This is a genomic window from Streptomyces sp. NPDC048643 (genome assembly GCF_040650615.1).
In the GTDB taxonomy this organism is placed as follows: Bacteria; Actinomycetota; Actinomycetes; order Streptomycetales; family Streptomycetaceae; genus Streptomyces.
Map to the genome: position 1 here is coordinate 1 of NZ_JBEZHO010000017.1, position 23574 is coordinate 23574.

Sequence of the window (23574 nt, forward strand, 5' to 3'; positions counted from 1 at the left end):
GCCGCCTACTCCCACCAGGACGTACCGTTCGAACGACTGGTGGAGGCGATCAACCCCCAGCGGTCGCTGGCCCGCCACCCCCTGTTCCAGGTCATCTTCGGCGTGGACGCCACCGGCGGCAGTGCGCTGAACCTGCCCGGTCTGACAGTGGCTCAGGAGTCGGTCCCGATCGAGTTCAGCCGCTTCGACCTGGGCTTCACTTTCACCGAGCAGTACGGGATCGACAGCCGTCCGGCCGGAATCGGCGGCCTGCTGCACTACAGCACGGACCTGTTCGACCAGGAGAGCGTCGAAACCCTCGTGACCCGGATGGTGCGCGTGGTGGAAGCGGCGGTCGCGGATCCTGACCGGCCGCTCGGCCGCATCGAGATCCTTTCCGCGCCGGAGCAACGGCAGATCCTGGGGAAGTGGAACGACACCGCGGCTGAGCTGTCGGATGCGACTCTTCCCGCGCTCTTCCAGTCTCAGGTCGCCCTGACGCCGGGACGCCCGGCGGTCCTGGCCTCGGACACCGATCTGAGCTACGGCGAGTTGAACGAGCGGGCCAACCGCCTGGCCCACCATCTGATCGCGCACGGGGTCGGCCCCGAACAGTTCGTCGCTCTCGCTCTGCCGCGTACCGCGCAGACCATGGTGGCGCTGCTCGCCGTGCTCAAGGCGGGGGCCGCCTATATGCCCGTCGACCCCGCGTACCCGGCGGACCGGATCGCCTACATGCTGCAGGATGCCGATCCGGCGCTCGTCCTCACCGTCGAGGAGACCGAGCGGATGCTCCCGGACGGCTCCCGGATTCCGCGCCTGGTCCTGGACTCTCCCGAGGTGGTCGCCGCCATCGAGAGCCGGCCGGCCACCGATCCGACCGACCGTGACCGGATCGGTGTGCTGCAACCGCCGCACCCGGCGTACATCATCTACACCTCGGGGTCCACCGGTCGCCCCAAGGGCGTCGTCGTCACCCACGCCAATGTGGCCAACCTGGTCGCCTGGGCGCGTGACGAGTTCGGTGAACGGCGCCTGGCCCATGTCCTGTTCAGCACGTCACTCAACTTCGACGTCTCCGTGTTCGAGATGTTCGGACCGTTGCTGACCGGCGGTCGCATCGAGGTGCTTCGTGATCTGCTGGCCCTCGGCGACCGGGACGCCGACGACCGTTCGCCGGTCCTGGTGAGTGGAGTTCCGTCCGCGCTGGGCCGGATCGTGTCCCAGGGCGACGTGCGCGCCACGGCGGACACCGTGGTGTTCTGCGGCGAGGCCCTGACAGCGCAGGCCGCCACCGAGGTCAGGGACGAACTCCGGGCCGGCCGCGTCTACAACATCTACGGCCCGACCGAGGCGACGGTGTACGCCACTGTCTGGTCCACGGACGCCCCCGTCACGGGAGCACCGTCGATCGGCCGCCCGCTGCACAACACGCAGACCTACGTCCTGGACGGCAATCTTCAGCCGGTTCCGGCAGGGGTCACCGGGGAGCTGTACATCGCGGGTGCGGGGTTGGCCCGGGGCTACTTCGGGCGTCCGGACCTGACGGCGGAGCGGTTCGTCGCCGATCCCTTCGGACCGGCCGGCAGCCGTATGTACCGCACGGGCGACGTGGCCCGCTGGTCCCGTGAAGGGCTGCTGGAGTTCCTGGGCCGGGTCGACGACCAGGTCAAGATCCGCGGCTTCCGCATCGAACTCGGCGAGATCGAGACAGTGTTGAGCCGCTTCGCCGGGCTGGCGCAGGTCGCGGTCGTGGCTCGTGAGGACCAGCCGGGCGACAAGCGCCTCGTGGCCTATGTGGTTCCCGAGGGCGGCACCGACACGGTGGACACCGAGGCCCTGCGTGCGCATGTGGCGGGTCTGCTGCCGGAGTACATGGTTCCCTCCGCGTTCGTGGTGCTCGACCGGCTCCCGCTGACCACCAACGGCAAACTGAATCGACGCGCGCTGCCGGCTCCCGTGTTCGCGGCGGACGCGGCCGGGCGCGGTCCGCGGAACCCGCGGGAGGAAATCCTGTGCGGGCTGTTCGCGGAGATCCTGGGCGTGCCCGCGGTCGGAATCGACGACAACTTCTTCGAGTTGGGCGGCCACTCCCTGCTGGCGGTTCAGCTGATCAGCCGTATCCGGGACGTCCTTGGCGACGGGCTGGCCATCCGGGCTCTCTTCGCCGCGCCCACCGTTGCCACCCTTGCCGAACAGCTGGGCCGGTCTTCGGCCGGGGAGGCGTTCGACGTGCTCCTGCCCATCAAGGACCGCGGTGGCAGCTCGGCCGTCTTCTGTGTCCACCCGGTGAGCGGAATCGGCTGGTGCTATGCGCCGTTGGCCGGAATCGCCTCGCCGGAACACTCCGTCTACGCCCTCCAGGCGCGAGGTCTGGACGGCAAGGACGCACTTCCGGATTCGATACGGGAGATGGCGGCCGACTACGTCCGGCAGATCCGCGCTGTACAGGAATCGGGTCCGTACCACCTGATGGGCTGGTCCTTCGGCGGTGTCGTCGCCCACGAGATGTCCGTCCAGCTACGGGCACAGGGCGAGCAGGTGGAGACCCTCGCACTGCTGGACTCCTACCCCGCACACGAGACCGCGACGTCACTCCCGATAACGGAGGAGGAAGTAGCGGCGGGACTCGCCGAATTCTTCGGAGTGCGGGCCGAGGACGGTGAGGAGCCACTCACGATGACGGGGATCGTGGCGGCGCTGCGCCGGGACCGCAGCATGTTCACCGAACTCGCCGAGCGGCATCTCGCGGAGATCGCCGCGATATACAGGAACAACCACCGGATCATGACGCAGCACGTTCCCGGCGAGTTCGACGGGGATGTCCAGTTCTACGAGGCCGGCCATGGAAGGCCCACGGACGCGTCCGCCGCGACGGTGTGGAGCGCGCACGTAGCAGGGCGACTCGAGGTCGTGCGCATCGCCTGCAGTCATGCGGAAATGGCTCGCCCGGACTCGCTGGCCGACATATGGCAGGGCATCGCCCGGGCGAGCGAACGGTAGGCATTCAAGGGTGGATGCGGACCCTCCTGCGGTTCGCGCCGACACATTCGCCAACTCAGAGAAATGGTGTTTCGCCGATGATGACCGAGCTCGCCATGGGCCTACCGGCCGTATCTCGACTCTCCCATCTTTTCCTGGTACTTGCCCTGATCATGGCCTGCTGCCATATCGCGGGCCGTCTCTGCCGGCGGTTGGGGCAGCCTCCGGTGATCGGTGAGATCCTGACCGGCATAGCGCTGGGCCCTTCCCTGCTCGGAGCCGTCTGGCCCTCCGGGCAAGAGTGGCTCTTTCCCGCGGACCTGCTGCCCGTGATCAACGCACTGGCCCAGGTCGGCCTGGTCCTCTTCATGTTCCTGGTCGGTTACGAGTTGAACGTGGGGCACGTCCGCAGTCGCGGCAAGGTCGCGGCGTTCGTCAGCCATGTGAGCGTGGCCGTGCCCATGATCGGCGGGGTTCTCCTCGCGTTCGTGATGTACGGGCGCTTCGCGGACCGCGGTATCGGGTTCCCGGCCTTCGCGCTCTTCATCGCCGTGTCCATGAGCATCACCGCGTTCCCGGTGCTCGCACGGATTCTCACGGACCGGCGGATCGACCGCACCCCTGTCGGCGCGCTCGCCCTCACGTGCGCGGCCGTCGACGACATCACCGCCTGGTGCCTGCTCGCCCTGGCGACAGCGCTGGGACGGGGCACCTCCTGGACCTCGGTCCTCACCACTGTCGTCCTGACCGCTGTGTTCATCTCGGTGATGATGTACGGACTGCGTCCCTTGCTGGCACGGCTGGCCGAGCGTCACGCGGATCGGCTGGACGGAGGAACATCACTCCTGCTCGTGCTCCTCGCGGGAATCCTGCTGGCATCGTTCGCCACGGACTGGATCGGCATCCACCCGATCTTCGGGGCCTTCCTGTTCGGCGTCACCGTGCCGCGCGGTGCGGCACAGACGGCGGCCGTGGAACAGGTGCGAGGCGTCACCGTGGTGCTTCTGCTGCCGTTGTTCTTCACCTACTCCGGACTGCAGACCGACTTCCGACTGATCGGCGCGGACCCGGCCCTGTGGGGCTGGTGCGCCCTCATCATCGCCGTCGCGACCGTCACCAAGTGGGCGGGGAGCACGGGTGCGGCCCGGCTCACCGGGCTGGGTTGGCAGGAGTCGCTCTCACTCGGCGCCCTGATGAACTGCCGGGGGCTGACGGAGCTCGTGGTGCTCGGCGTCGGACTGGATCTCAAGATCATCACCCCGACCGTGTTCGCCCTGCTGGTGGTGATGACGCTGGTCACCACGGTGCTGACGGCCCCCGGGCTCACCCTGATCGACCGCCTTGCCGTCCAGCAGCGAGCAACTCCCGTGAAGCGAGGCGAAGTCGTGGCCAGATGACCGTCCTGGTGACGGACCGGTCGGCGCGGAGCACGGCATCGGCGCTTCCGCCCTCTTCTGGAGCACTCGGCCGCCGCGCCGCGATCCGGACTTCGCCGACCCCCACACCTTCTCACCCCGCACGAGCACGCCGAGCAGGCATGCGTGGCCAGAGAGAGCGAGACATGACACCGGAAATAGATCAGATCTTCCAGGACGTGAAGGACCGGCACGGAGCCCGCTCCGTCACCCGCGTCGAGGAGATGGTGTACGCCAAGCGGCAGGAGCGCCATCCGCTGCAGAAGGACGCCAAGTGGGTCATGCCGGGGATTTCACCGACGCCCTGGCACGATCCCTACGAGCACCCCGAGATCGAACCCGTCGTCCGCGCCTTCGAAGCCGGACACGGCGCCATCAAGCGGGAGCTCGCGGACGCGTGGTCCGATCGCAAGAGCGCCTTCTCCGACTACGAGCACTATCTGAGCCGCCAGGAGAACTGGCAGGCGCTGTACCTCTTCCGGGACGGCGGGCCGGTCGAGTCCTCGGCCGCTCTGGTGCCCACCGCGTACACGGTCCTCACCCGCGAGGTCATCGATCAGGGCAAGCTCTGCCCCCTCCTGGAGAGCCACTTCTCGACGCTGCTTCCCGGCGCCTCGATCGCCCCGCACTGCGACCTGTGGAACTTCAGCATCAATCTGCACCTCGCGGTCGACATCCCCGAGGGGTGCGGCATCACGGTCGCCGACGAGACGCGGCGCTGGCAGGAGGGCGAGTGCCTGCTCTTCGACTACTCCTTCGTGCACGAGGCGTGGAACAACGGCACCCGGCCGCGTACCTGTCTCCTCGTGGACCTGTGGCACCCGGAGACGACCGTCCCCGAGCGTGAGGCCCTCGTTGGTCTCATCACCGAGATCCGCAAGCTGATGGGCTAGGGCGCCGCTGAAGATCTTGTCGAGGGTCGTCCGGTCGTGGGCCGGGCGGCCCTCTTGGCCGGCGTGTGGGGCGGGCGTCCGTGGGGCTCCGTCGTCGCCGGGCGGTCACCAGTGCGGTGTGGGGACGGTCGGCGCGTCGCCGTCGCTGTCGCGCACGGGCCGCGGTGGCTGGTCGAGGACCTCGCGGGCCGTGGCTCCGTGGGACCCGGCCCGGCGTCGGCCGGCGCGTGTCAGGCCGCCGAGGAGGGCCAGACGTTCGAGGAACAGGACGAATACGGTTTTGTTCCGCTTCACGGCGATTCCTTCCGAGAGGGTCTGGGAAAATCCATCGCAGATCTGAACAATGAACATGACAGGGGCTGTCGGGGTCATCTGGCTGATGAGGGGGGTTGGGTGGGCGGCATCGGTGAGGACGGCGAGATACCGGGCCTGCGTACGGCGGCCGGGTGGGCGTCGCACGAGGCGCAGTTGTCCGAGGACGCCGTCCGGGTGTTCCGGTGGGTGAGCGACCAGGGATCGTGCGACGCGAGGACGCTGGGCGCGACTCTGGGGTTGCCGGAGACCCGCACGGCGTCGGCGGTGACGACGCTGACCGAATTGTTGCTGCTGCGCCACCTCCCGGGGAACCCCGAGGAGTTGGTCGCGGTGGCGCCCGACGAGGCGCTCGCCGCACTGGTCGCGCCGAGGGAGGCCGGGCTGCGCCGGCAGCTCGCCGAGATCGACCGGCTGCGGGCCGAACTGTCCGTCCTGGCGCCCTTCTACGCGGAGGGCAGACGGCAGTGGCGGGGACGGGCGCCACTGACGGAGGTCACCGACCTGAAGACCGTCGTGGGGATGATCACCGAGGCGACCATGCGGTGCCGTCAGGAGGTCCGCACGTGCCACCCCGGCGGCGGCCGCTCCCCGGCGCTGCTGGAGCAGGCGTTCGTGCAGGACCGCGACATGCTGCGACGCGGCGTGCGCATGCGCACGCTGTACCAGCACACGGCCCGCTACCACCTGCCCACGCAGGAGTACGCGCGGCGGATGACGGACGAGGGCGCCGAGATCAGGACGCTGAGCGAGCTGTTCGGGCGCATGGTCGCCTTCGACGCGGAGACGGTGTTCATCCCGCACCAGGACGACCTGGACGCGGCCATCGTCATCCAGGAGCCGTCCACGGTCTCCTATCTCTGCGCGACCTTCGACCACGCCTGGTCGCTTGCCGAGCCCTACCACCCGGCCTGGACGGAGAGTTCGGCGCGGGACGAGGTGAAGCAGGCGATCGTGCGGCTGCTGGCCGAGGGCATGAAGGACGAGATGGTGGCCCGGCGGCTGGGAATGTCGCTGCGCACCTGCCGCAAGCACATCGCCGAGATCATGGAACAACTCGGCGCGGCCAGCCGCTTCCAGGCCGGGTACCTGGCCCGCGTACAGTCCTCCGGTCCGGCCTCGGCGGCCACGGGCGGGACCTGAGAACCTCGCCGGAGCGAGCCTTCGGCGTCCGTGCGCCGACCGTGTCGGACCGGACGCGGCCCGCCCGGGTCCCTTCCTTCCGGCGCGGCCCCGAGCCGTTGGCGAGACGCCCTCGACGGGAGCCCGGCCGGCCCGAGGAGGCGGCCAGGGCCCCGGTCCCGACGGGACGCGGCGTGGCCGCCGTGACACCGGAGCGTGCTCCCGGGGCGAGGTGGCGGCTGGGAGCGCCCGGTGCCCTCTCATGCTTGGTACGGGGCAGTTCGCGCTCCCGACCCGACGGCGCCCTCCGCCGCCGCGCCGCGGGAGAGCGCCGCACCCGCCCTGCGCGGAGCGCCTCCCCCGTGGGCCCGGGCCGACGAGGCATCCGCGCGCGGCCGTGGCCACGGAGCTGATCCCCCTCCCTCGGCCGCGCGGGGAGCGCCTAGCACCGGTCTCCCGGCACGGCGGCCTGTTCGCGCGCGAACAGGAGTGTCAGCCAGGGCAGTTCGTAGCGCACCGCGTCCGGGAGCGCGGCGAGGTGCGCGGTGACCTCGGGCGGGGACGGCGGCGGGAGGACGCCGACGTCGATCAGTTCCTCCAGGGCGCGCTGCGCGTCCCGCCCGTCCCGACCCAGGGCGCGGGCGGCGGCGGGGAGGGTGAAGGAGGAACCCGGCAGCGCGGCCAGTGCGTTGAGGGAGTCGCGGGCGGGGGCGGGCAGCCGGGCCCACGCCCCGGCGAGACGGGCGCGGACCCCGAGGCCGCCCGACGCGAGTTCGTCCAACGCCTCCAGCGGATGTTCGAGACGATCCGCGTACTGGCCGAGCGGCATGTGGCGCAGCACGGACAGGCGGTTCCCGGCGGCGCGCAGGGCGAACGGAAGGTGCCCCGTGGCGGCGGCGACCCGTGCGGCGGCGGCGTGTTCGGCGGTCAGCCGGGGGCGCCCGATGATGCCGCCGAGCAGGTCCAGGGCCTCCTCGGATGACAGGGGAGGGAGTTCGACCCGGTGTGCGGACTCCAGACAGGGCAGCCGGCTGCGGGAGGTGACCAGCGCGGCCGTGGTGCCGGACGGGGGCAGCAGCGGGCCGAGGGCTGCGGCGTCGGGTGCGTCGTCCAGGAGCAGCAGGATCCGGCGCCCCGACAGCCAGGACCGCCAGACGGTGGCGGCCTCCTCCCGGCCTGCGGGCAGCCGCTCCGTGCAGCCGAGGGAGCGGGCCAGCTCCGCCAGGACCGACGCCCAGGGGCGCGGGGAGCCGTCCTCGGCGCACAGCCGGGTGGCGACCACGCCGTCGGGGTAGCGCGCGGCGAGGCGGTGCGCGACGTGCACGGCGAAGGCGGTCTTGCCGGCGCCGGCCGCGCCGGTCACCAGGACCGGGGGGCCGCCCTCGGTGGCCAACTGCGCGCTGACGGCGTCCAGTTCCTGGGTGCGTCCGGTGAAGTCGGCGAGGTCCGGGGGGAGCAGCCGCGACCCGGTGGGAGCGCCGCGCGGCCGGGGCGGGGCCAGGTCGACCAGCAGGGAGCGGTAGGCGCTCTGCAGGGCGGCACCGGGTTCCAGGCCCAGTTCCCTGGACAGGAGCTGCCGGCAGTCGTCGTAGGCGGCCAGCGCCTCCGTCCTGCGGCCGACCTGGTGCAGCGCGATGAGCTGGACTGCGCGCAGCCTCTCCCGCAGGGGATGGCGGCTCACCATCTCGTCCACGGTGTCCGCGACCGGGCCCGGGTCGCCGATCTCCAGCTGCGCCTCCGCCCAGGCCTCGTAGACGGCCAGCCGCCGGGCATGGCGGCGTTCGACCGCGGCGCGCAGTACGTCGGCCCGGGCCACCAGGTCGCTGAAGGGGTCGTGCCGCCACAGGTCCAGGGCCTGGCGGTACGTGCGGGCGGCGCGACTCGACGCGCCGGCGCGCATCTCGGCGTCGCCGTGCCGGGCCAGTTCGTCGAAGCGCAGGGTGTCGCACTCCTGCGGAGTGAGGTGCAGGACGTAGCCGCCGGGTCCGTGGCGCAGCCGGCCCAGGTCGTCGGGGTCGAGCACCCGGCGCAGGGTCGACACGTACACCTGGAGGTTCTTGCGGGCCGTGCGGGGCGGGTCGTCCGGCCAGACGGCGTCGGTCAGTTCCTCCAGTGACACCGGCGTGTTGGGGCGGGTGAGCAGGACCGCGAGGACGAGGCGCTGCTTCAACGGCCCGAGCTCCAGGGGCAGTCCGTCGCGGAAGGCCCGCAGCGGGCCGAGGAGGGTCAGTCGCAGGGGAGCGGCGGCTTCGGCACCGCCGATCTCACCGGCGGGCTCTCGTGGAATTCCGGGAACCGAATCAGCGCCGCGGCTTTCCGTGAGCGAATCGACCATCTCCCCCTCAGCCCCTTCCCCAACCGGTGTCGTCGGGGTTCTGGGCGAGGGAAAACATTCCGTACACGAAAGCCTCCGAGGAGCGGCAGGGGGTGAGGGAATCCGCGAGGAGCCGTGAACACGTCGGGAATTCGGTGCAATTCCTTCGGCCTTCACAGCATGCGCACAAGCCGGTGCCGGGGCCATGGACTCGAGGATGGCTCAAGGTGCATGCAGCAACAGACCCGCCGGGATAAAGGGTGAACAGACGGACGAAGTACGGCGAATCGACGCACGGAAGTGCCCTCCGGATCGCGGCTGTCGGCGCTGCGCCGCGTACCGGCCCCGAACCGGCCGCCAACCGCGACCGAACCGGCGTCCCGCACGGTGGGGCCGCACGTCCCGGTGACCGACGGAGGTGACGAGATGCGGCTGGCGGAGATCATCGAGCTACGTCCGGTACCCGCGGCCGGGCTGCTCGCCACCCTCACCAGGCGCTGCCCGCTGAGCTGCGCCCACTGCTCCACCTCCTCGGGGCCGCGCGGCGAGGACACACCGGGCGGGGCGTTACGCCGCTTCGTCGCCGGCTTCACCCCCGCGGACCGTCCGGAGGTCCTCATGCTCACGGGCGGTGAGCCGCTGTTGCGGCCCGCGCTCGTGGCGGACCTCGCGGCGCTCGCCTCGGCGGCCGGAACGCGGACGTCGGTCCTCAGCGGCATGTTCTTCGCGAGCGAGGGCCGGGTGCCCGACCGCATCCTGCGCGCGCTGCGGGACGTCGCCCATTTCTCGGCGAGCATCGACGTGTTCCACGAACGTGAAGTTCCGCGCGCGGCGGTATTTCGCGCGATGCACCACATCATGGAAACCGGAATCGACGTGAGTTTCCATGTGGCGGGCACCGCGGCGGACGACGCGTATCTCGCCGACGTCACCAGCTCCATTCGCAGCGAATTCCGGGACCAGGCGGCGGTTCTGGTCAATCACATCCGGCCGGTGGGACGGGCGGCGGGCTGGGCGACGGCGCGCACGATCCCGCTCCGGGACGCGGCACGGGAGGGTCTCTCCGACGTACCGCCGGCGCCGTGCGCGATGGCGGCCTGGCCGGTGGTGGCCTTCGACGGCACCGTCGCGGCCTGCTGCAACCAGCTGGTGGTCGACGCCCGCCCGGTTCCCGACCACCTGCGGCTCGGGCACATCGCGGAGGACGACTGGGCCGCCGTACGGCGCCGCTGCCAGGAGTCGCCCGTGCTGCGCACCGTCCGTACCGCGGGGGTCGGGTCGTGCGCGGACTGCCGTGGTCTGGCCCGGCGGCCCGCGGCGCTGAAGGCGGCCGAGCGGTCCGGTTCGCGTCCGGCGGCGGGCGCGATGGACGTGCTCGGTGCCCGGCTCCAGCGCGACGCGGGGGCCGCCACGCTGCTGCGACGCTACGGGAGCGACCGGTACGCGCCGCTCGTACTGCTCGGCGGTGCGGGTGGTGCCGCAGATGCCGGTGAGGCAGACGGCCTGAGCGGAGTCGCCGGAATCGGCGGCGTCGGCGGCGGCGGTGTCGGCGGTGTCGGCGACGAGGAGGTTCCCGCGTGAGCCCGTCGGCCGTCGCGAGCCTGCGACTCGAACTGTCCCTCGTACAGCCCGTCCTGTGGACCTCGGCCGCCCGCATGTGGCGCTCCGGACCGGGGCTCGCCGACCGCTACCGGCGCTACCTGCGGGCCATGCACCAGGTGATCCGCGCCTCCGTCCCGCTGATGGAGCGGGCCGCCGCACGGTGCGAGGCGCTCCCGCGGGACCCGGTGGCCCGGCCGCTCGCCCGGTATCTGCGGGCGCACGCCGAGGAGGAACGGGGCCACGACGAGTGGCTGCTCGCCGACGCCGCGGTGACCGGGGCGGCCCCGGGCGAGCTGACCGACGCCGTCCCGCCCGCCCATGTGGCCGCCCTGGTGGGGGCGCAGCACTACTGGATCGAGCACTGCCATCCGGTGGCCCTCCTCGGCTACATCGCGGTGCTGGAGGGGAACGCGCCCGCCCCGGGTCTGGCCGACCGACTGTCACGGGAGACCGGGCTGCCGGAGGCCGCCTTCGCGACCGTACGCCTCCACGCGGACCTCGACGACGGGCACAGCGCGGACCTGGACCGGCTGATCGACGAACTGCCGCTGGACGCCGGCCAGCGTTCCCTGGTCGCCGTGAGCGCCCTGCACACGGTCGCCTCCCTCGCCGAGCTGTTCGACCGCATCGCCGCGGCACCAACCGGATGGGAGAGCGCCCATGAATGACCCCGTACCCGATCGCGACCGCCTCCGCGCGCTGGAGGACGCCGGGTTCCCGCTGCACAGCCTCTCCCCCGAGCAGCGGGAGGTGCTCGGGGATCTCAGCACGGAGGAACTGACCCTGCTGCTGGGCCTGAAGGAGCGGCTGGACGCGGCCGAGCCGGAGGTGCAGGCGCACAGCGAGATCGCCGGCGGAGCGCTGTTCTGATGACCGACGGCGCGCGCGTGAAGTGCCCCCGGTGCCCCGAACCCCCTCCGGAGGGAGCCGCGTTCTGTCCCCGGTGCGGGACCGCGTGCGTGGCCGCGGGCGACACCGCCACCGCCGAGGAGCGCCGGGTGGTGACCGTGCTCTTCTGCGACCTCGTCGGTTCGACGGCCCTGTCCGGGCGCCTCGACCCGGAGACCCTGCGCACGGTGACACTCCGGTACTTCGCGCTGATGCGGGCGCGGATCGAGGAACACGGCGGCACCGTCGAGAAGTTCATCGGCGACGCCGTGATGGCGGTGTTCGGGGTTCCCGTGCGCCACGAGGACGACGCGCACCGGGCGCTCGCCGCCGCGCGCGGCATGGTCACCGGGCTCGACGGACTCAACGCCGAGCTGGAGCGGGAGCACGGTGTACGGCTCGCCGTCCGGATCGGTGTGAACACCGGTGAGGTGGTGGTCAGCGTGGACCCCGCCGCCCGGCAGGCCCTGGTGTCCGGCGAGGTCGTCAACATCGGCGCCCGGCTCGAACAGCACGCCGGGGCGGGGGACATCCTCATCGGCCCGGCCACGCTGCACGCCGCCGGCCCCTCCGCGGTCACCGAGTCCGCGGGGGCGCTGTCCCTCAAGGGAGTCGGTGTCCCCGTCCCTGCCCACCGTCTGGTCGCCCTGCACGAGGACGACCCGGAGCGGGTACGCCGCTTCGACACGCCCTTCATCGGCCGCGCGCAGGAGATGGCCGAACTGCGTTTGCTCTTGCGTAAGTTGGAGACGGACCCGCGCTCGCACCTGGTGACCGTCTACGGCGAGGCGGGCCTCGGCAAGACGCGCCTGCTGCGCGAGTGGCTGCGGGACTGCCCGGCCTACGGCGAGGGCCGGTGCCGGCCCTACGGCGAGACGGGTTCGCTGTCGCCGCTCGCCGAGGCGGTACGCCAGGTCCTCGCGGCCGTCGGGGAGGACGCCGCCCTCACCGCGCTGCCGGCCCCCGAGCGGACGGAGGCGGAGCAGGCACTGCGCCTGCTGCGAAACGGGCTGCTCGCGGACGGCACACCCAGTCCCTCGGCGGACGACACCCTCATGGCGCTGGCCTGTCTCCTGGACGCGCTGTCCCGTGAGCGGCCGGTGGTCGTGGTGCTCGACGACTGCCACTGGGCGTCCGGGCCGCTGCTCGACATGGCGGACCGGTTGCTGGACGAGCTCGACCGCTCCCCCGTGGCCCTGGTGTGCGTCGCACGCCCGGAGTTGCTGGAGACCCGTCCCGGCTGGGGCAGCGGCCGGATGCGGTCCGCTTCGCTGCTGCTCACCCCGCTCACCCGGGAGGAGGCCGCCGCTCTCGCCGACGAGCTGGTCGAGGTGGCCGCCCACCGGCAGGGCGTACTGGAGGGCGCGCTCGACCGCGCCGAGGGCAATCCGCTGTACCTGGAGCATCTGACGGCCATGGCGGCCGAGTGCGACGACCTGCCCCTGACCGTGCACGCCCTGCTCGGCGCCCGCATCGACGCACTGCCGCCCGAGGAGCGGACCCTGCTCCAGGTGGCCGCCGTCCTCGGACGGGAGTTCCAGCGCGCCGACCTGACCGAACTCGCCGGCTCCGAGGAACCCGATGGGCCGGCGGACTCCCCCGGCGGTCTGCTGCGCGGTCTCGTACGACGGCGGCTCATCGAGGCCGCCGGCCGCACCCTGTCCACGAGTTCGCTGCTCCGGTTCGGCAGCGCCCTGGTGCAGGAGACCGCCTACCGGGGGATGGCCAAGAAGGTGCGCGCCCGGCGTCACGAGCACGCCGCCCGGGTCCTCGTCCGCCACGACGCGGGTGACGCCGCCGTCGGCTCCCATCTGGCCCGCGCCCACCGTCTGCTCACCGAGCTGGGCGTCCACGACGGCGACTCCGACGCGTTGCGGGCGCGTGCCGCCCAACTGCTCACCCGGGCCGGTGCGGCCGCCCTGGCGCGTTCCGACCTGCCGTGGGCCGACGACCTCCTCACCCAGGCGCTGGAACTGGCCGCTCCCGGGGACCACTTCACCGGTGAGGCCGCCCGACGGCTCGGCGAGACGAAGGTCGCCCGCGGCGAACCGGAGCGGGGCCGACAGCTGCTGGCCGACGCGCTCGACGCGGCGGACCGGACCGGTGACCTGCTGGGCGCCACCCACGCCCGGCTGGCGCTGACCGCGCTCGACCCCCGGCACGGGTCCGCCGCCGAGGTGGCCGAGGCCGCGCTCCCGCTGTTCACCGGAGCGGGTGACGACCAGGGCATCGCGCGTGCCTGTGTCCGTGTCGCCCAGGACCGTCAGCGTCGCGGACTGCACGCCGAGGCCGAGGAGTTGCTCCGGCGGGCCCTGGACCACGCCGACCGTGCGGACGCCGAACCCGAACGGGCGCTGGCGCTCGGCGCCGTGGGCATCTCGCTGTGGCGCGGCCCCACCCCGGTCGCGCGGGCCGTCGAGCGCTGCGAGGAACTGCTGACGGCCCACGGCGCGGGCCGTCCCACCGTACGGGCCACGCTGGGCTGCCCGTTGGCCGTGCTCCTCGCGCTGCACGGCAGGCACGAGGAGGCGCACGAGCGGCTGGCCGAGGCGGCGCGCCTCGCCCGCGGCCTCGGCTACGCGGAGAGCGCGCTCTTCGTCCCCCTTTTCGCCGCGGAGATCGAGGCCGCGACCGGTACGCCCGTGCGACGGCTCGCCCTGCTGGAGGAGGCGGCGCGCGCCGGCCGTGAACTCGGCGCCGCGGGCGCCCTGCCCGGCATCGCCCGGGAGCGGGCGCGCATCCTGCTGGACCGCGGGGACCCCGCCGAGGCGCTGGCTCTGCCGGACCCGGAACGGGCCGACCTGCCTCCGGCCGAGTCCGCCGACGCGTACGCGCTGCGGGGCCGCGCCCTGGCACTCGCCGGGGACCCGGACCTCGCGCGCGTCTGCGCGGACCGGGCCGTCGCCGCGGCGGGCGCCACGGACTCCCCGGTCGTCCGGGGCACCGCGGCCCTCGACCTCGCCCACACGCTACGCACCCTCGGGCTGTCCGCGGACGCGGCGCGGGAGGCACGTACGGCTCTGGGGCACTTCGCCGCCAAGGGGCACCGGCCGGGCACGGACCGCGCGTCCGCGTTCGCCGACGAGATGACGGCCACGGCCCGGGGCGCGGACCGCCCGGCCGGACGGGAAGGCAGGACCGGATGACCACAGGAACGGCAGGAGGGCTCACCTGGAGCCTGCGTGACCGCTCTCCCGAGGACCTCACGATGCTCGCCGACACGGTGCCCGACCTGCCCGCCGACCCCTCGGCGTGGTCGGACGGCGGTGGGGTGCGCGTCTGCGTGGTCGACACCGGGGTGGAGTGCGGCCATCCCTCGGTCGGCGCCGTCCAGGGGTCCTACGAGGTGGCGCCCGCCCCCGACGGCACCCTTCGCGTCGTCGACAGCGGACCGCTGCCCGACGGCGCCGGAGACGGCTGCGGGCACGGAACGGCGTGCGCGGGCATCGTCCGGCGCGTGGCACCGGACTGCGAGTTGTACAGCGTGCGGGTGCTCGGCGAGGGCTTCACCGGGAGCGGGGAGGCCCTGCTCACCGGGCTGCGGTGGGCCGTCGACCAGGGATTCGACGTGGTCAACCTCAGTCTGTCCACGACCCGTCCGAAGTTCCTGGAGACCCTGCGGTCCCTGGCCGACCAGGCGTTCTTCACCGGCACCACGCTGGTGGCATCCGCCCACAACACCCCGGTGGAGAGCTTCCCCTGGCGGTTCTCGTCGGTCATCTCGGTCGGCACGCACCGCGAGGACGACTCCGGGCTCTTCCTCTACAACCCGGCTCCGCCGGTGGAGTTCTTCGCACCCGGCCAGAACGTGCAGGTGGCCTGGACGGGCGGCAGGACCATCCGCACCACGGGCAACAGCTTCGCCACCCCCTTCATCAGCGGAATGTGCGCACGCCTGCTCGGCACCCGCCCGAAGCTGACACCTTTTCAGATCAAGCACGCGCTCTACCTCTCCGCCGCGAACGTGCGCATCGGCGAACCAGGAACCCGAGGTGAATCATGAGCCAGTCCCCCGGCCTCGTCCCCGCCGCAGGCGTGGACCCCGCCACCCGCCCCGGCAGCGCGGAGCACGATCTGCTGCAGTCCGTCGTCGACACCGCGCGAGCGATCTTCGGCGCCGCGGCCAGTTCCGTCCTGCTGCACGACCGGGACGCCGACGAACTCGTCTTCCAGGCCGTGGCCGGCGAGGGCGAGGAGTCCCTCGTGGGCTCGCGGTTCCCCGCCGACCGGGGTCTCGCCGGCTGGGTTCTCGTCTCGGGCGAGCCCATGATCGCGGACGACCTCCGTGAACAGGGCATGTTCGCCCGGGACGTCGCCAAGTCGACCGGGTACGTGCCGGACGCGCTGATGGCCGCGCCGCTCGCCCATCACGACCGGGTGCTCGGCGTCCTCGAAGTGCTCGACCCCGCCGAGCAGTCCCGCTCCAGCCTCTCCGAACTCGACCTCCTCGCGCTCTTCGCCCGCCAGGCCGCGGCGGCTCTCGCGGTCATCGCCGACCGCCGCCACGAGGAGACACCGTCGGCGGTCCGCGCCCGGGGCCTGGAACTCCTCGCCGCGCTACGGGACGTGCTCCTCGACGGAGTACCGCCCCAGGCGACGCACGAGGGCTGACACCTGGGGCTGCCGCACTTCCGGGCAGCCCCGACTCCTCGCCGGCCGGCGGGAGCCACGGCCTCGGGCTCGGGCTCGGGGAAGCCCGCGGTCGCCCGCCCGGGGCGCCGCGTCGTGCTCCCCGGGCGAGCCGATTCCCGGGGGACGCGGCCCAGGGGACGGCGATCGCGGCGATCCCGAGTGCCCCACCGCAGGGTTCGTACGGCGCCGGCTACGGGCGCCGGGACCAAGCGATATCGGCCCGCTGACAACGGAGTTGGCCACATCGGTCCGGGTGACGGCCGTTGGACGGGAGCCACCTCTCCGGCCTGGAGGGCAAGAGGCGTCGACGGACACCCGGCACGGCCCACCCGGATCGCGTGGCGACTGTCCGGCGAAGGCCGACTCCCTTGGCTACGGGGCAGGACACGTCGACTGACGCCGAGCACGCCGGGAACGGAGCGAGCCCACCCAAGTCGCCCTCGGCAAATGCCCGTTCACCTGGCCGGAGGGCAACCGGCGTCGATCCGTGCCCGGGCGGGACTCGGCCGGGTCGGGCGGACGGCGTCCGTCAGGTCAGCGCGACGCCGATTCCACGGTGTCGGCGGCGCGGGTCTCGCTCTTGCCGGCGGCGAGCAGGGCGGCGATCTCTTCGGCGCGCGCCCGGAGTTCGGGATCGTGGGCGGTCTCCTCGACCGCGGAGCGCAGGTCGGCGGCGGAGGCGCCGGGCTCCGGCAGCCTGCGGGCGACGCCGGCGCGCAGACAGCCGGCGGCGAGAACCTGCTGCTCGGACCCGTTGGGGGCGACGAGCAGCGGCTTGCCGCGCAGGAGTGCGGCGAGGACGGGCGCGGACGTCGCGTTGGTCAGAACGAGGTCGGCCCGGTCGACGAGTGGTCCCATCCAGGGGCGGCGGCCGACGATCAGGTCGGCGCCCGCGGCCGCCTCCGGGTCGCCGGACCGTCCCAGTTCCACGACGGCCCGGTGGGTGCCGGAGGTGAAGGCGGCGTTGAGGCGCGGCCAGAGGGAGGCGCCGCCGAAGGTCCGGCCGAGATGGACGTACGCCAGGGGCTTGGAATCCGGCAACGGTTCGGCCGCCGGAGGTTCCGGCTCCCACCAGCAGGGGCCGACATGGCGTACGGCCGGGGGCAGTTCGGCACCGGGTGGTTCCAGGGCGGGGTGCCCGCGCAGCAGGAAGGCCGTGCCGAGCAAGGGGGTGTCGGGGAACCGGTCGCGCCGTGGGGCGAGGCCGGCCGCCTCCCGTACCGCCCCGTAATGCTTCAGGGTCTCCGTCAGCCGCCAGGTGCGGTCGTGCGCGTCGGCAGCGTCGGCCGCGTCGGTCTCGGGGCGATAGGGCCACAGGTGCGCCGCCAGACCGAGGACGACCACCGGCAGGCCGGCGGCCTCGGCGGCCACCAGGGCGCCGTGGCAGAGCACGGAGGTGACCAGGACGTCGGGCCGCGTCTGCCGGACCGCCCACGCCACCTCGGTGTACTGCTCGGGCCCGCGGACCGTCCAGTGGGACACCGACAGTGCCGTGGCGTCCGCGACGGCCACCGTCTCCAGGCCCGCGGCGGTGGCCGCCGGTGCGGCTCGCGGCCCGGCGAGGACGTGCACGGTGTGGGCGCGGCGGCGCAGTTCGGCGCCGACGGCGAGGGCGGGATAGAGGTAGCCCGGGTCGTTCAGCGGGCACAGGAGCACCTTCATGTCAGCCGTCCTTGGGCAGGAGAAGGCCCAGGTGGTGGGCGAGGAAGGCCATGACGTCCGCGTAGAGGCGTGCGCTGCGCGAGGCGCCGCGCGCGCCGTGTCCGACACCGCGCTCGGTGCGCAGCACGACCGGCCCGTCACCCGTGCCGGCCCACTGGAGTGCGGCGCACATCTTCCGGGCGTGCGCGGGGTCGACGCGGGTGTCCCCGTCGAAGACGGCCAGCAGCACGGCCGGGTAGCGCGCGCCCTGACGCACCTGATGGTAGGGCGAGTACGAGAGCAGCCGCGCGAACTGTGCGGGGTCCGCCGCGCTGCCGTACTCGTCGCGCCAGCTCGCACCCATTCCCGACAGCTCGTAGCGGACCATGTCGAGCAGAGGGGCCGCGCACACGACGGCGGCGTAGGTCTCCGGCCTCCGGGTCAGCGCGGCCGCGGCCAGCAGGCCGCCGTTGGAGCTGCCGAGGACGCCGAGCCGGCCGGGTGCGGCCCATCCGGCACGGAGCAGGTGGTCCGCCGCGGCGTCGAAGTCGTCGAAGGTGTTGTGCTTGTGCTCACGGCGTCCGGCCCGGTGCCACTCCTCGCCCTCCTCTCCCCCGCCGCGCACGCAGGCCACCGCGTACACACCGCCCGCGCGGACCCAGGGCACGGCCTGCGGGGTGAAGCCGGGGGTCATCGAGGCGCCGAAGCCGCCGTAGCCGGTGACGACGGTGGGGCGGGGTGTGTCGGGGCGTCCCGTGGGAGACATGACGAACAGGCGCACCTCGGTGCCGTCGCGGGAGCGCAGGACCTCCTGGGTGACCTTCACGTCCTCGGCGGGCGCCGTCGATGGAGAACCGCCGGGCCAGGGACGCAGGCGCCCGGTGACGGCGTCGTAGTGCAGGACGACGGCGGGCGTGACGTGGTCGGTGTACGCGAACCACAGCTCGTGTCCCGCTTCTTGACGTGCTGTCAGGTTGGTGACCGTGCCCTGTCCGGGCAGGGGTACGGTTCCGGTCCGGGCGCCGTTCCGGGCGTCGTGCAGGGTCAACTCGCCGACGGCGTGCCGGGTTCGTACGACCGCCAGCAGGGGACGGTCCAGTGCCGGGCCGTCCAGGACCGCGAAGTCCTGCAGCACGGTGCCGGGTTGCTCGGCGACCAGGGTGCGCCACTGGCCGGGATCCGTGGCGTCGCGCGCGGCCGCGGCGATCCGGCCGCGCGGGGCGCCGGCTGTCGTGCGCAGCAGCAGCGGCCCCCGGCCGGGCCTGAGGCGGACCGAGGTGCGGCCGTCGTCGCCGTGCTGGAGGCGGCGCAGTCCGGGCCGGTCGGGGGCGGTCGCGGTCAGGTCGGCGGTCCACAGGTCGGTGTGCGGTGAGGTGCCCTCGCCCGCGCCGACGACCAGGAGCCGGCCGTCGGGGGCGGTGGCCACGGTGTAGTACTGGGTGTCCGACCGTCCGGCGCCGAAGATCTCCGCGTCCTGGTCCGCCGGTGTGCCGACCCGGTGCAGGTAGACGCGGCGTCGAAGCCCGGTCCCGCCCGTGGCGTGTTCGGACGACAGCCGGCGCACGTAGTAGAAGGCGTGGCCGCCCGGCAGCCAGGCCACGGGGGAACGGCGGACCCGGTCCACGGGCCCGTCGACCGTCTCGCCCGTCGCCGTGTCGAGCACGCGCAGCACCGAGTGCTCCGTACCGCCCGAGGAGAGCTGGACGGCCACGAGGTCGCCCTCCCACGACGGTTCCCAGGCGTCGAGCACCGTCGTACCGGACGGGTCGGCGTCCAGCGGGTCGAGCAGGATCCGGGTCCGGCCGGTCTCGCGGACGGCCAGCGCGGCGAGTTCGCGCCCCGGTTCCCTGCGCGGATGGAACTCCCGTCCGCCGCGCGCCACCGGTGGCCGGGTGCCGCCGCCGGCGAGCAGGGCTGTCATCCGCGCGAGCAGGGCGTCCCGGGCCGGCCAGCGGGCCTCCTCGTCGGCGTAGAGCAGGTCCTGAGCGGCGCACCACGCGGCGGTCGCGGGGTCCCGCGGGTCCTCCAGCCAGCGGTAGGGGTCGGCCACGCGCACTCCGTGGAGGACCTCCTCCGGTCCGCTGCGCGGAGCGGTCGGGTAGGTGTACCGGCCGGACACCGGCCCCGCGTCACGGGGCGGGGACTGGGTCATCGCGGCGCTCCAGGGAGTGCGGACAGGGAGACGGACAGGGGGAACGGATCACGTCGGTCTCGGGAGGAGGCACCTCGTGCGCCCGCGGCGTGCGGGAGGAGGAGCGACGGAAGGGTACGGACGCCCCTACCGGGCACCGGCGGACGAGCGACGGGACTCAGGACGCGCCGGTGCCGGGGCGCTGGACGGGAGGCGGGCCGGGAGGCGGGGCGGCAGGATCCACGGGCCCGGGGTCGCCAGGTGATCCTGGACCGCCCGAAGCGTCCGGGTCGCCGTGCGCCATGACCTCCGCCCGGTGGGTAGGGCTCGCGCCGACGGGGTCCGCGGAGTCGGGGACGACAACGGCAGCCGTGGCACCGGCCGGGGCCGTGGAGGCGGCGGGGGCAGCGGGCGCGGCCTGTGCGGTGGGGTGTGCCGGAGTCGTGGAGTCGGCGGGAGCAGGGGAGTCCCGGAGGACGGTCGACCGGCCGGCGGGCTCACCCTTCCGCGCGTCGGCCACGCCCCGCTTCACGTCCGCCACGGCCTTCTTCGCGTCGTCCGCCACGGCGTCCAGGCTGGTCTCGCGCAGCAGGGGCACGGACGACAGCACGGTGACCACCGCCGCGGTTCCGGCCAGGGCCAGCCAGGTGTGGCTCGACCCCAGGGAATCCACGAAGGAGCCTGCGAGGAGGGGCCCGAGGGAGGCCAGACCGGCCATGAGGAGTCCGGTCGCGGTGCTGACCCTGCCGAGCAGGTCCCGGGGTGCGAGGACCAGCATCGCGCGGCCGACGACGATGCCCGCCGGCGGACTGAAGAAGACGACCACGACCAGCACCGGGCCGATCGTCCAGGGGTGCGTGGTCCCGGAGAAGACGGCGAGGCCGACCGCCCACACCGCGCCGATGAGCAGGAACAGCCGGGCGGCGGGGATGCGCTTGATCAGCCATGGTGCCGAGGCGGCGCCCAGCATCGCACCGACGCCCGCGCAGCCCATCACCGCTCCGATCGCCGTGCCGCCCGCGCCGCTCTGCCGCAGGGAGACGACCATGGTCGTCTGGGCCGCCGCCGAGACGACGTTGATGCCCGCGGCGAACAGCAGTGCGGCCAGCAGCGCCCGCTGGTGCGTGAGCCAGCGCAGCCCGGCCGTGAGCCGGTTGTCGCGCTCGGCCCCCGCGGCCTGGTGGGCGGGCCGGGAGGCGATCCGCAGCAGCAGCACGGCCGACACCCCGTAGGACAGGGCGTCGGCGGCGAACGGCAGGATCGGGTCCAGTGTGAACAGCCAGCCGCCGAGGAACGGGCCGATGAGCGAACTCGACGCCATGGCGGCCTGACTGCGGCTCAGCGCGTCGGTGAGGTCCTTCTCCGGCACCACGTCGCGCACGGCGATCGTGGCCGCGGGGGCGAAGAGGGCCGTCGCCGCGCCCTCGACCACGGCGACGCCGAGGAGATGCGCCTGCCCGAGGTCCCCCAGCGCCGACACCAGCGGAATGCTCGCCAGTGCCACGAGCCGCACCAGATCGGTCCCGACCATGATCATCCGCCGGTCGAGCCGGTCGGCGAGATGGCCCGACGGCAGGCGCAGCAGCGTCCGGGTCACCAGCGAGCAGGTCGCGACCGTACCGGCCTGTGCGGCGCTGCCGCCGATGGACAGGACGAGCAGCGGGAAGGCGAGCAACGACAGCTGGGACCCGAGGGTGGACAGCGTCGAACTGAGCCAGAAGCGGCGGAAGTCGGGGTTGGTGCGCAGGATGCCGGCGCTTTTCATCCCAGCCGTCCGACGGCGTCGAGGCAGTCCAGGACTCCGGCGTCGACCCGGTCCTGGAAGACGGCGCGGACGGCCGCCTCCTCGTCGTACTGGTAGTGGTCGTGGCAGCTGACCCAGCGGCCCTCCGTCTGCTCGGCGTCGAGATAGCCGTCGGCGATGGTGCCGACCTCCATGCCGGGTTTGCCTGCGGTCTCCCAGCAACTGGCGAGGACACCGTCGGCGTTGACGACGGCGCCGTAGCGGCCGTCGGTGAAGGAGCAGGCCTGGCACGCGACATGGGCGCGCGGGCGGGACACCGTGAAGCCGAGTTCCAGCGCGCGGGCGTGCCAGCGGACGAAGTCGTCGACGAGGCCGTTCTCGTGCATCAGGTTGTTGGCGTAGCCGACGCCGACGTCGCCGACGCGGGCGAAGTGGATGCCGCAGCGGGCCGGATCGAGGCGGGTGCCGAGCCGTTCGACCAGTTCGTCCACACCGTGCCGGTTCAGGTGCGAGACGTTGACCCGCAGCATCCAGCGCAGGGAGGTCTTCTCGATGGCACGCGCGATGTTGGAGACGATGACGTCGAAGGTGCCGCCCCCGGAGCGCCGTACCCGGATGGCGTCGTGGTCGGCCCGGTCGCCGTCGAAGGTCACCTGCACGGAGCCGAGGCCCGCCGCGTTGAGTTCCTTGGCGATCAGCGGGGTGAGCAGCGTGCCGTTGGACGTCATCGACGCGGTGAGGGCGCCCAGTTGACCGGCCCGGGTGAGCAGGTCGCGGCAGCCTCGCGGGTTGAGCAGCGGCTCGCCGCCGAACAGCAGCAGCGACAGCCGGTCCATCTCCGCGGCGGCCATGCGCTCGCGGGTGAACTCCAGTACCTGGCTCACGCCTTCGGGAGTGAGGCGGGCGTGGCTGATCCGCGGCGGCCTGCTGCCGCCCTTCGGGTCCTGCGCGGTGTTCTGGAAGCAGTAGCCACAGCCGAGGTTGCAGTCCGTGCTGGTCAGCACGGTCAGCGAGTACGAGTTGTAGGGCTTCACCTCGTACAGGCCGGCCTCGCGGAGATAGCGCTCGGCCGAGGGCCGCAGGGTGCCGTCGGGCTCCACCTGGCCGGGCCGCATCAGGGCGTATCCGCCGGCACCCAGGAACCACCACCCCCTGCGGGCACGGATCAGACGGGCCCCGGCGGTGGGGACGGCGACGGACTGCGTACCGGGCACGGCAACCTCCGGAGCGGGGGTGGGAGTTGGGAGGCGGGCGCGGCCCCGGTCGCGACGGCGTCAGGCGCCGCCGCGACCGGGAAGGACCGCGCCGGTGGTGAACCGATCAGGCGTTGTGCTCCTGGTGGACACCGCACCACGGGGTGTCCTCGCCCTCCTCGGAGTGCGCGACCACCTCCGGCTCGTCGAGGTGCTCCTGGTGCACACCGCACCAGGCGACGTTGGAGGCGGCGTGCGCGACCACCTCGGGCTCGTCCACCGACTCCTGGTGCACACCGCACCAGGCGACGTTCGAAGCGGCGTGCGCGACAACCTCGGGAGTCTCCTCCGCGGGGGTCTCGGTGGTCTCCTCGTTGGGCTCGACGTTCTCGGCCATGATGGTCCTCCATACGACGGGCGTTCGGGACGACGGACGGCAGCACTGCGCCGACCGGCAGGAAGCTAGGAGCAGGGGGTTCGGCACCGGTTCGCCGCCGGTTGGGCGACGGTGAATCCCCCTGGTGGGCGCGCCGGGTGAGCGTCGTGCGGTGGCGGTGGCGGTGGCGGCCGCGGTCGCGGTGGCAGGTGGGCGGCGCGGCGGAGAGGGCGGCCGTGGGACAGCGCTCCCGGGGGGGGGGCAGCGGGCCGCGGATGCGGCCGTAAGGCGTTGCTTCGGGTGGCACGGCACGAAGGCGGCCGAAGCGCCTTGCTGCGAGTAGTTCGGAC

Annotated in this window: 17 protein-coding genes; 10 read left to right on the top strand and 7 right to left on the bottom strand. The window is 73.1% G+C overall.

What is annotated here, in order from left to right:
• The 3 genes from AB0C62_RS18725 to AB0C62_RS18735 form a co-directional block, all read left to right on the top strand.
• The coding region (locus AB0C62_RS18725; protein ID WP_362974459.1) for an amino acid adenylation domain-containing protein at positions 1-2982 on the top strand (2982 nt) is incomplete at its 5' end.
• Between the two features lie 77 nt (positions 2983-3059).
• Positions 3060-4358: a cation:proton antiporter gene (locus AB0C62_RS18730; protein ID WP_362974461.1), complete on the top strand. Its 1299-nt coding sequence runs from the start codon at positions 3060-3062 to the stop codon at positions 4356-4358.
• Positions 4359-4522: 164 nt separating this feature from the next.
• On the top strand, positions 4523-5269 hold the full coding sequence (locus AB0C62_RS18735) for an aspartyl/asparaginyl beta-hydroxylase domain-containing protein (RefSeq protein ID WP_362974463.1): 747 nt from the start codon (positions 4523-4525) through the stop codon (positions 5267-5269).
• Between the two features lie 105 nt (positions 5270-5374).
• On the opposite strand, the gene AB0C62_RS18740 is transcribed toward AB0C62_RS18735, so the two are convergent.
• Positions 5375-5563 (bottom strand): hypothetical protein, encoded by a 189-nt coding sequence (locus AB0C62_RS18740; RefSeq protein ID WP_362974465.1) that lies wholly within the window; start codon positions 5561-5563, stop codon positions 5375-5377.
• A gap of 99 nt (positions 5564-5662) precedes the next feature.
• Between AB0C62_RS18740 and AB0C62_RS18745 the strand changes: the two genes are divergently transcribed.
• On the top strand, positions 5663-6724 hold the full coding sequence (locus AB0C62_RS18745; RefSeq protein WP_362974467.1) for a LuxR C-terminal-related transcriptional regulator: 1062 nt from the start codon (positions 5663-5665) through the stop codon (positions 6722-6724).
• Between the two features lie 421 nt (positions 6725-7145).
• Here AB0C62_RS18745 and AB0C62_RS18750 read toward each other — a convergent pair whose 3' ends face one another.
• A complete protein-coding gene (locus tag AB0C62_RS18750; RefSeq protein ID WP_362974469.1) occupies positions 7146-9038 on the bottom strand; it encodes a BTAD domain-containing putative transcriptional regulator in 1893 nt (630 codons plus the stop codon).
• Positions 9039-9443: 405 nt separating this feature from the next.
• Between AB0C62_RS18750 and AB0C62_RS18755 the strand changes: the two genes are divergently transcribed.
• From AB0C62_RS18755 to AB0C62_RS18780, 6 genes are all read left to right on the top strand, one after another.
• Positions 9444-10598 carry a radical SAM protein gene (locus AB0C62_RS18755; protein ID WP_362974701.1) on the top strand — a complete coding sequence of 385 codons (1155 nt, stop codon included), beginning with the start codon at positions 9444-9446 and terminating at the stop codon, positions 10596-10598.
• Entirely contained in the window at positions 10595-11287 is a 693-nt protein-coding gene (locus tag AB0C62_RS18760; protein ID WP_362974471.1) for an iron-containing redox enzyme family protein, read from the top strand. The genes AB0C62_RS18755 and AB0C62_RS18760 overlap by 4 nt, the downstream gene beginning before the upstream one ends.
• Positions 11280-11489: an aroma-sacti cluster domain-containing protein gene (locus tag AB0C62_RS18765; RefSeq protein ID WP_362974473.1), complete on the top strand. Its 210-nt coding sequence runs from the start codon at positions 11280-11282 to the stop codon at positions 11487-11489. The genes AB0C62_RS18760 and AB0C62_RS18765 overlap by 8 nt, the downstream gene beginning before the upstream one ends.
• An 89-nt stretch (positions 11490-11578) precedes the next feature.
• Positions 11579-14653, top strand: a complete 3075-nt coding sequence (locus AB0C62_RS18770; RefSeq protein ID WP_362974475.1) for an adenylate/guanylate cyclase domain-containing protein — start codon at positions 11579-11581, stop codon at positions 14651-14653.
• Positions 14650-15510: a S8 family serine peptidase gene (locus tag AB0C62_RS18775; RefSeq protein WP_081220129.1), complete on the top strand. Its 861-nt coding sequence runs from the start codon at positions 14650-14652 to the stop codon at positions 15508-15510. The genes AB0C62_RS18770 and AB0C62_RS18775 overlap by 4 nt, the downstream gene beginning before the upstream one ends.
• Entirely contained in the window at positions 15507-16118 is a 612-nt protein-coding gene (locus AB0C62_RS18780) for a GAF domain-containing protein (RefSeq protein ID WP_362974477.1), read from the top strand. Before AB0C62_RS18775 ends, AB0C62_RS18780 begins: the two co-directional genes overlap by 4 nt.
• 555 nt (positions 16119-16673) lie before the next feature.
• On the opposite strand, the gene AB0C62_RS18785 is transcribed toward AB0C62_RS18780, so the two are convergent.
• The 5 genes from AB0C62_RS18785 to AB0C62_RS18805 form a co-directional block, all read right to left on the bottom strand.
• The gene (locus AB0C62_RS18785) at positions 16674-17801 is read right to left on the bottom strand and encodes a glycosyltransferase (protein WP_362974479.1); all 1128 of its coding nucleotides are present in this window, start codon (positions 17799-17801) and stop codon (positions 16674-16676) included.
• A 1-nt stretch (position 17802) separates the two neighbouring features.
• Positions 17803-19932, bottom strand: a complete 2130-nt coding sequence (locus tag AB0C62_RS18790) for a prolyl oligopeptidase family serine peptidase (protein ID WP_362974481.1) — start codon at positions 19930-19932, stop codon at positions 17803-17805.
• A 157-nt stretch (positions 19933-20089) separates the two neighbouring features.
• The gene (locus AB0C62_RS18795; protein ID WP_362974483.1) at positions 20090-21676 is read right to left on the bottom strand and encodes an MFS transporter; all 1587 of its coding nucleotides are present in this window, start codon (positions 21674-21676) and stop codon (positions 20090-20092) included.
• Positions 21673-22869, bottom strand: coding sequence for a radical SAM protein (locus tag AB0C62_RS18800; RefSeq protein WP_362974485.1), 1197 nt, complete (start codon positions 22867-22869; stop codon positions 21673-21675). Before AB0C62_RS18800 ends, AB0C62_RS18795 begins: the two co-directional genes overlap by 4 nt.
• Positions 22870-22975: 106 nt before the next feature.
• A complete protein-coding gene (locus tag AB0C62_RS18805; protein WP_081220123.1) occupies positions 22976-23245 on the bottom strand; it encodes a hypothetical protein in 270 nt (89 codons plus the stop codon).
• Between the last annotated feature and the right edge of the window lie 329 nt (positions 23246-23574).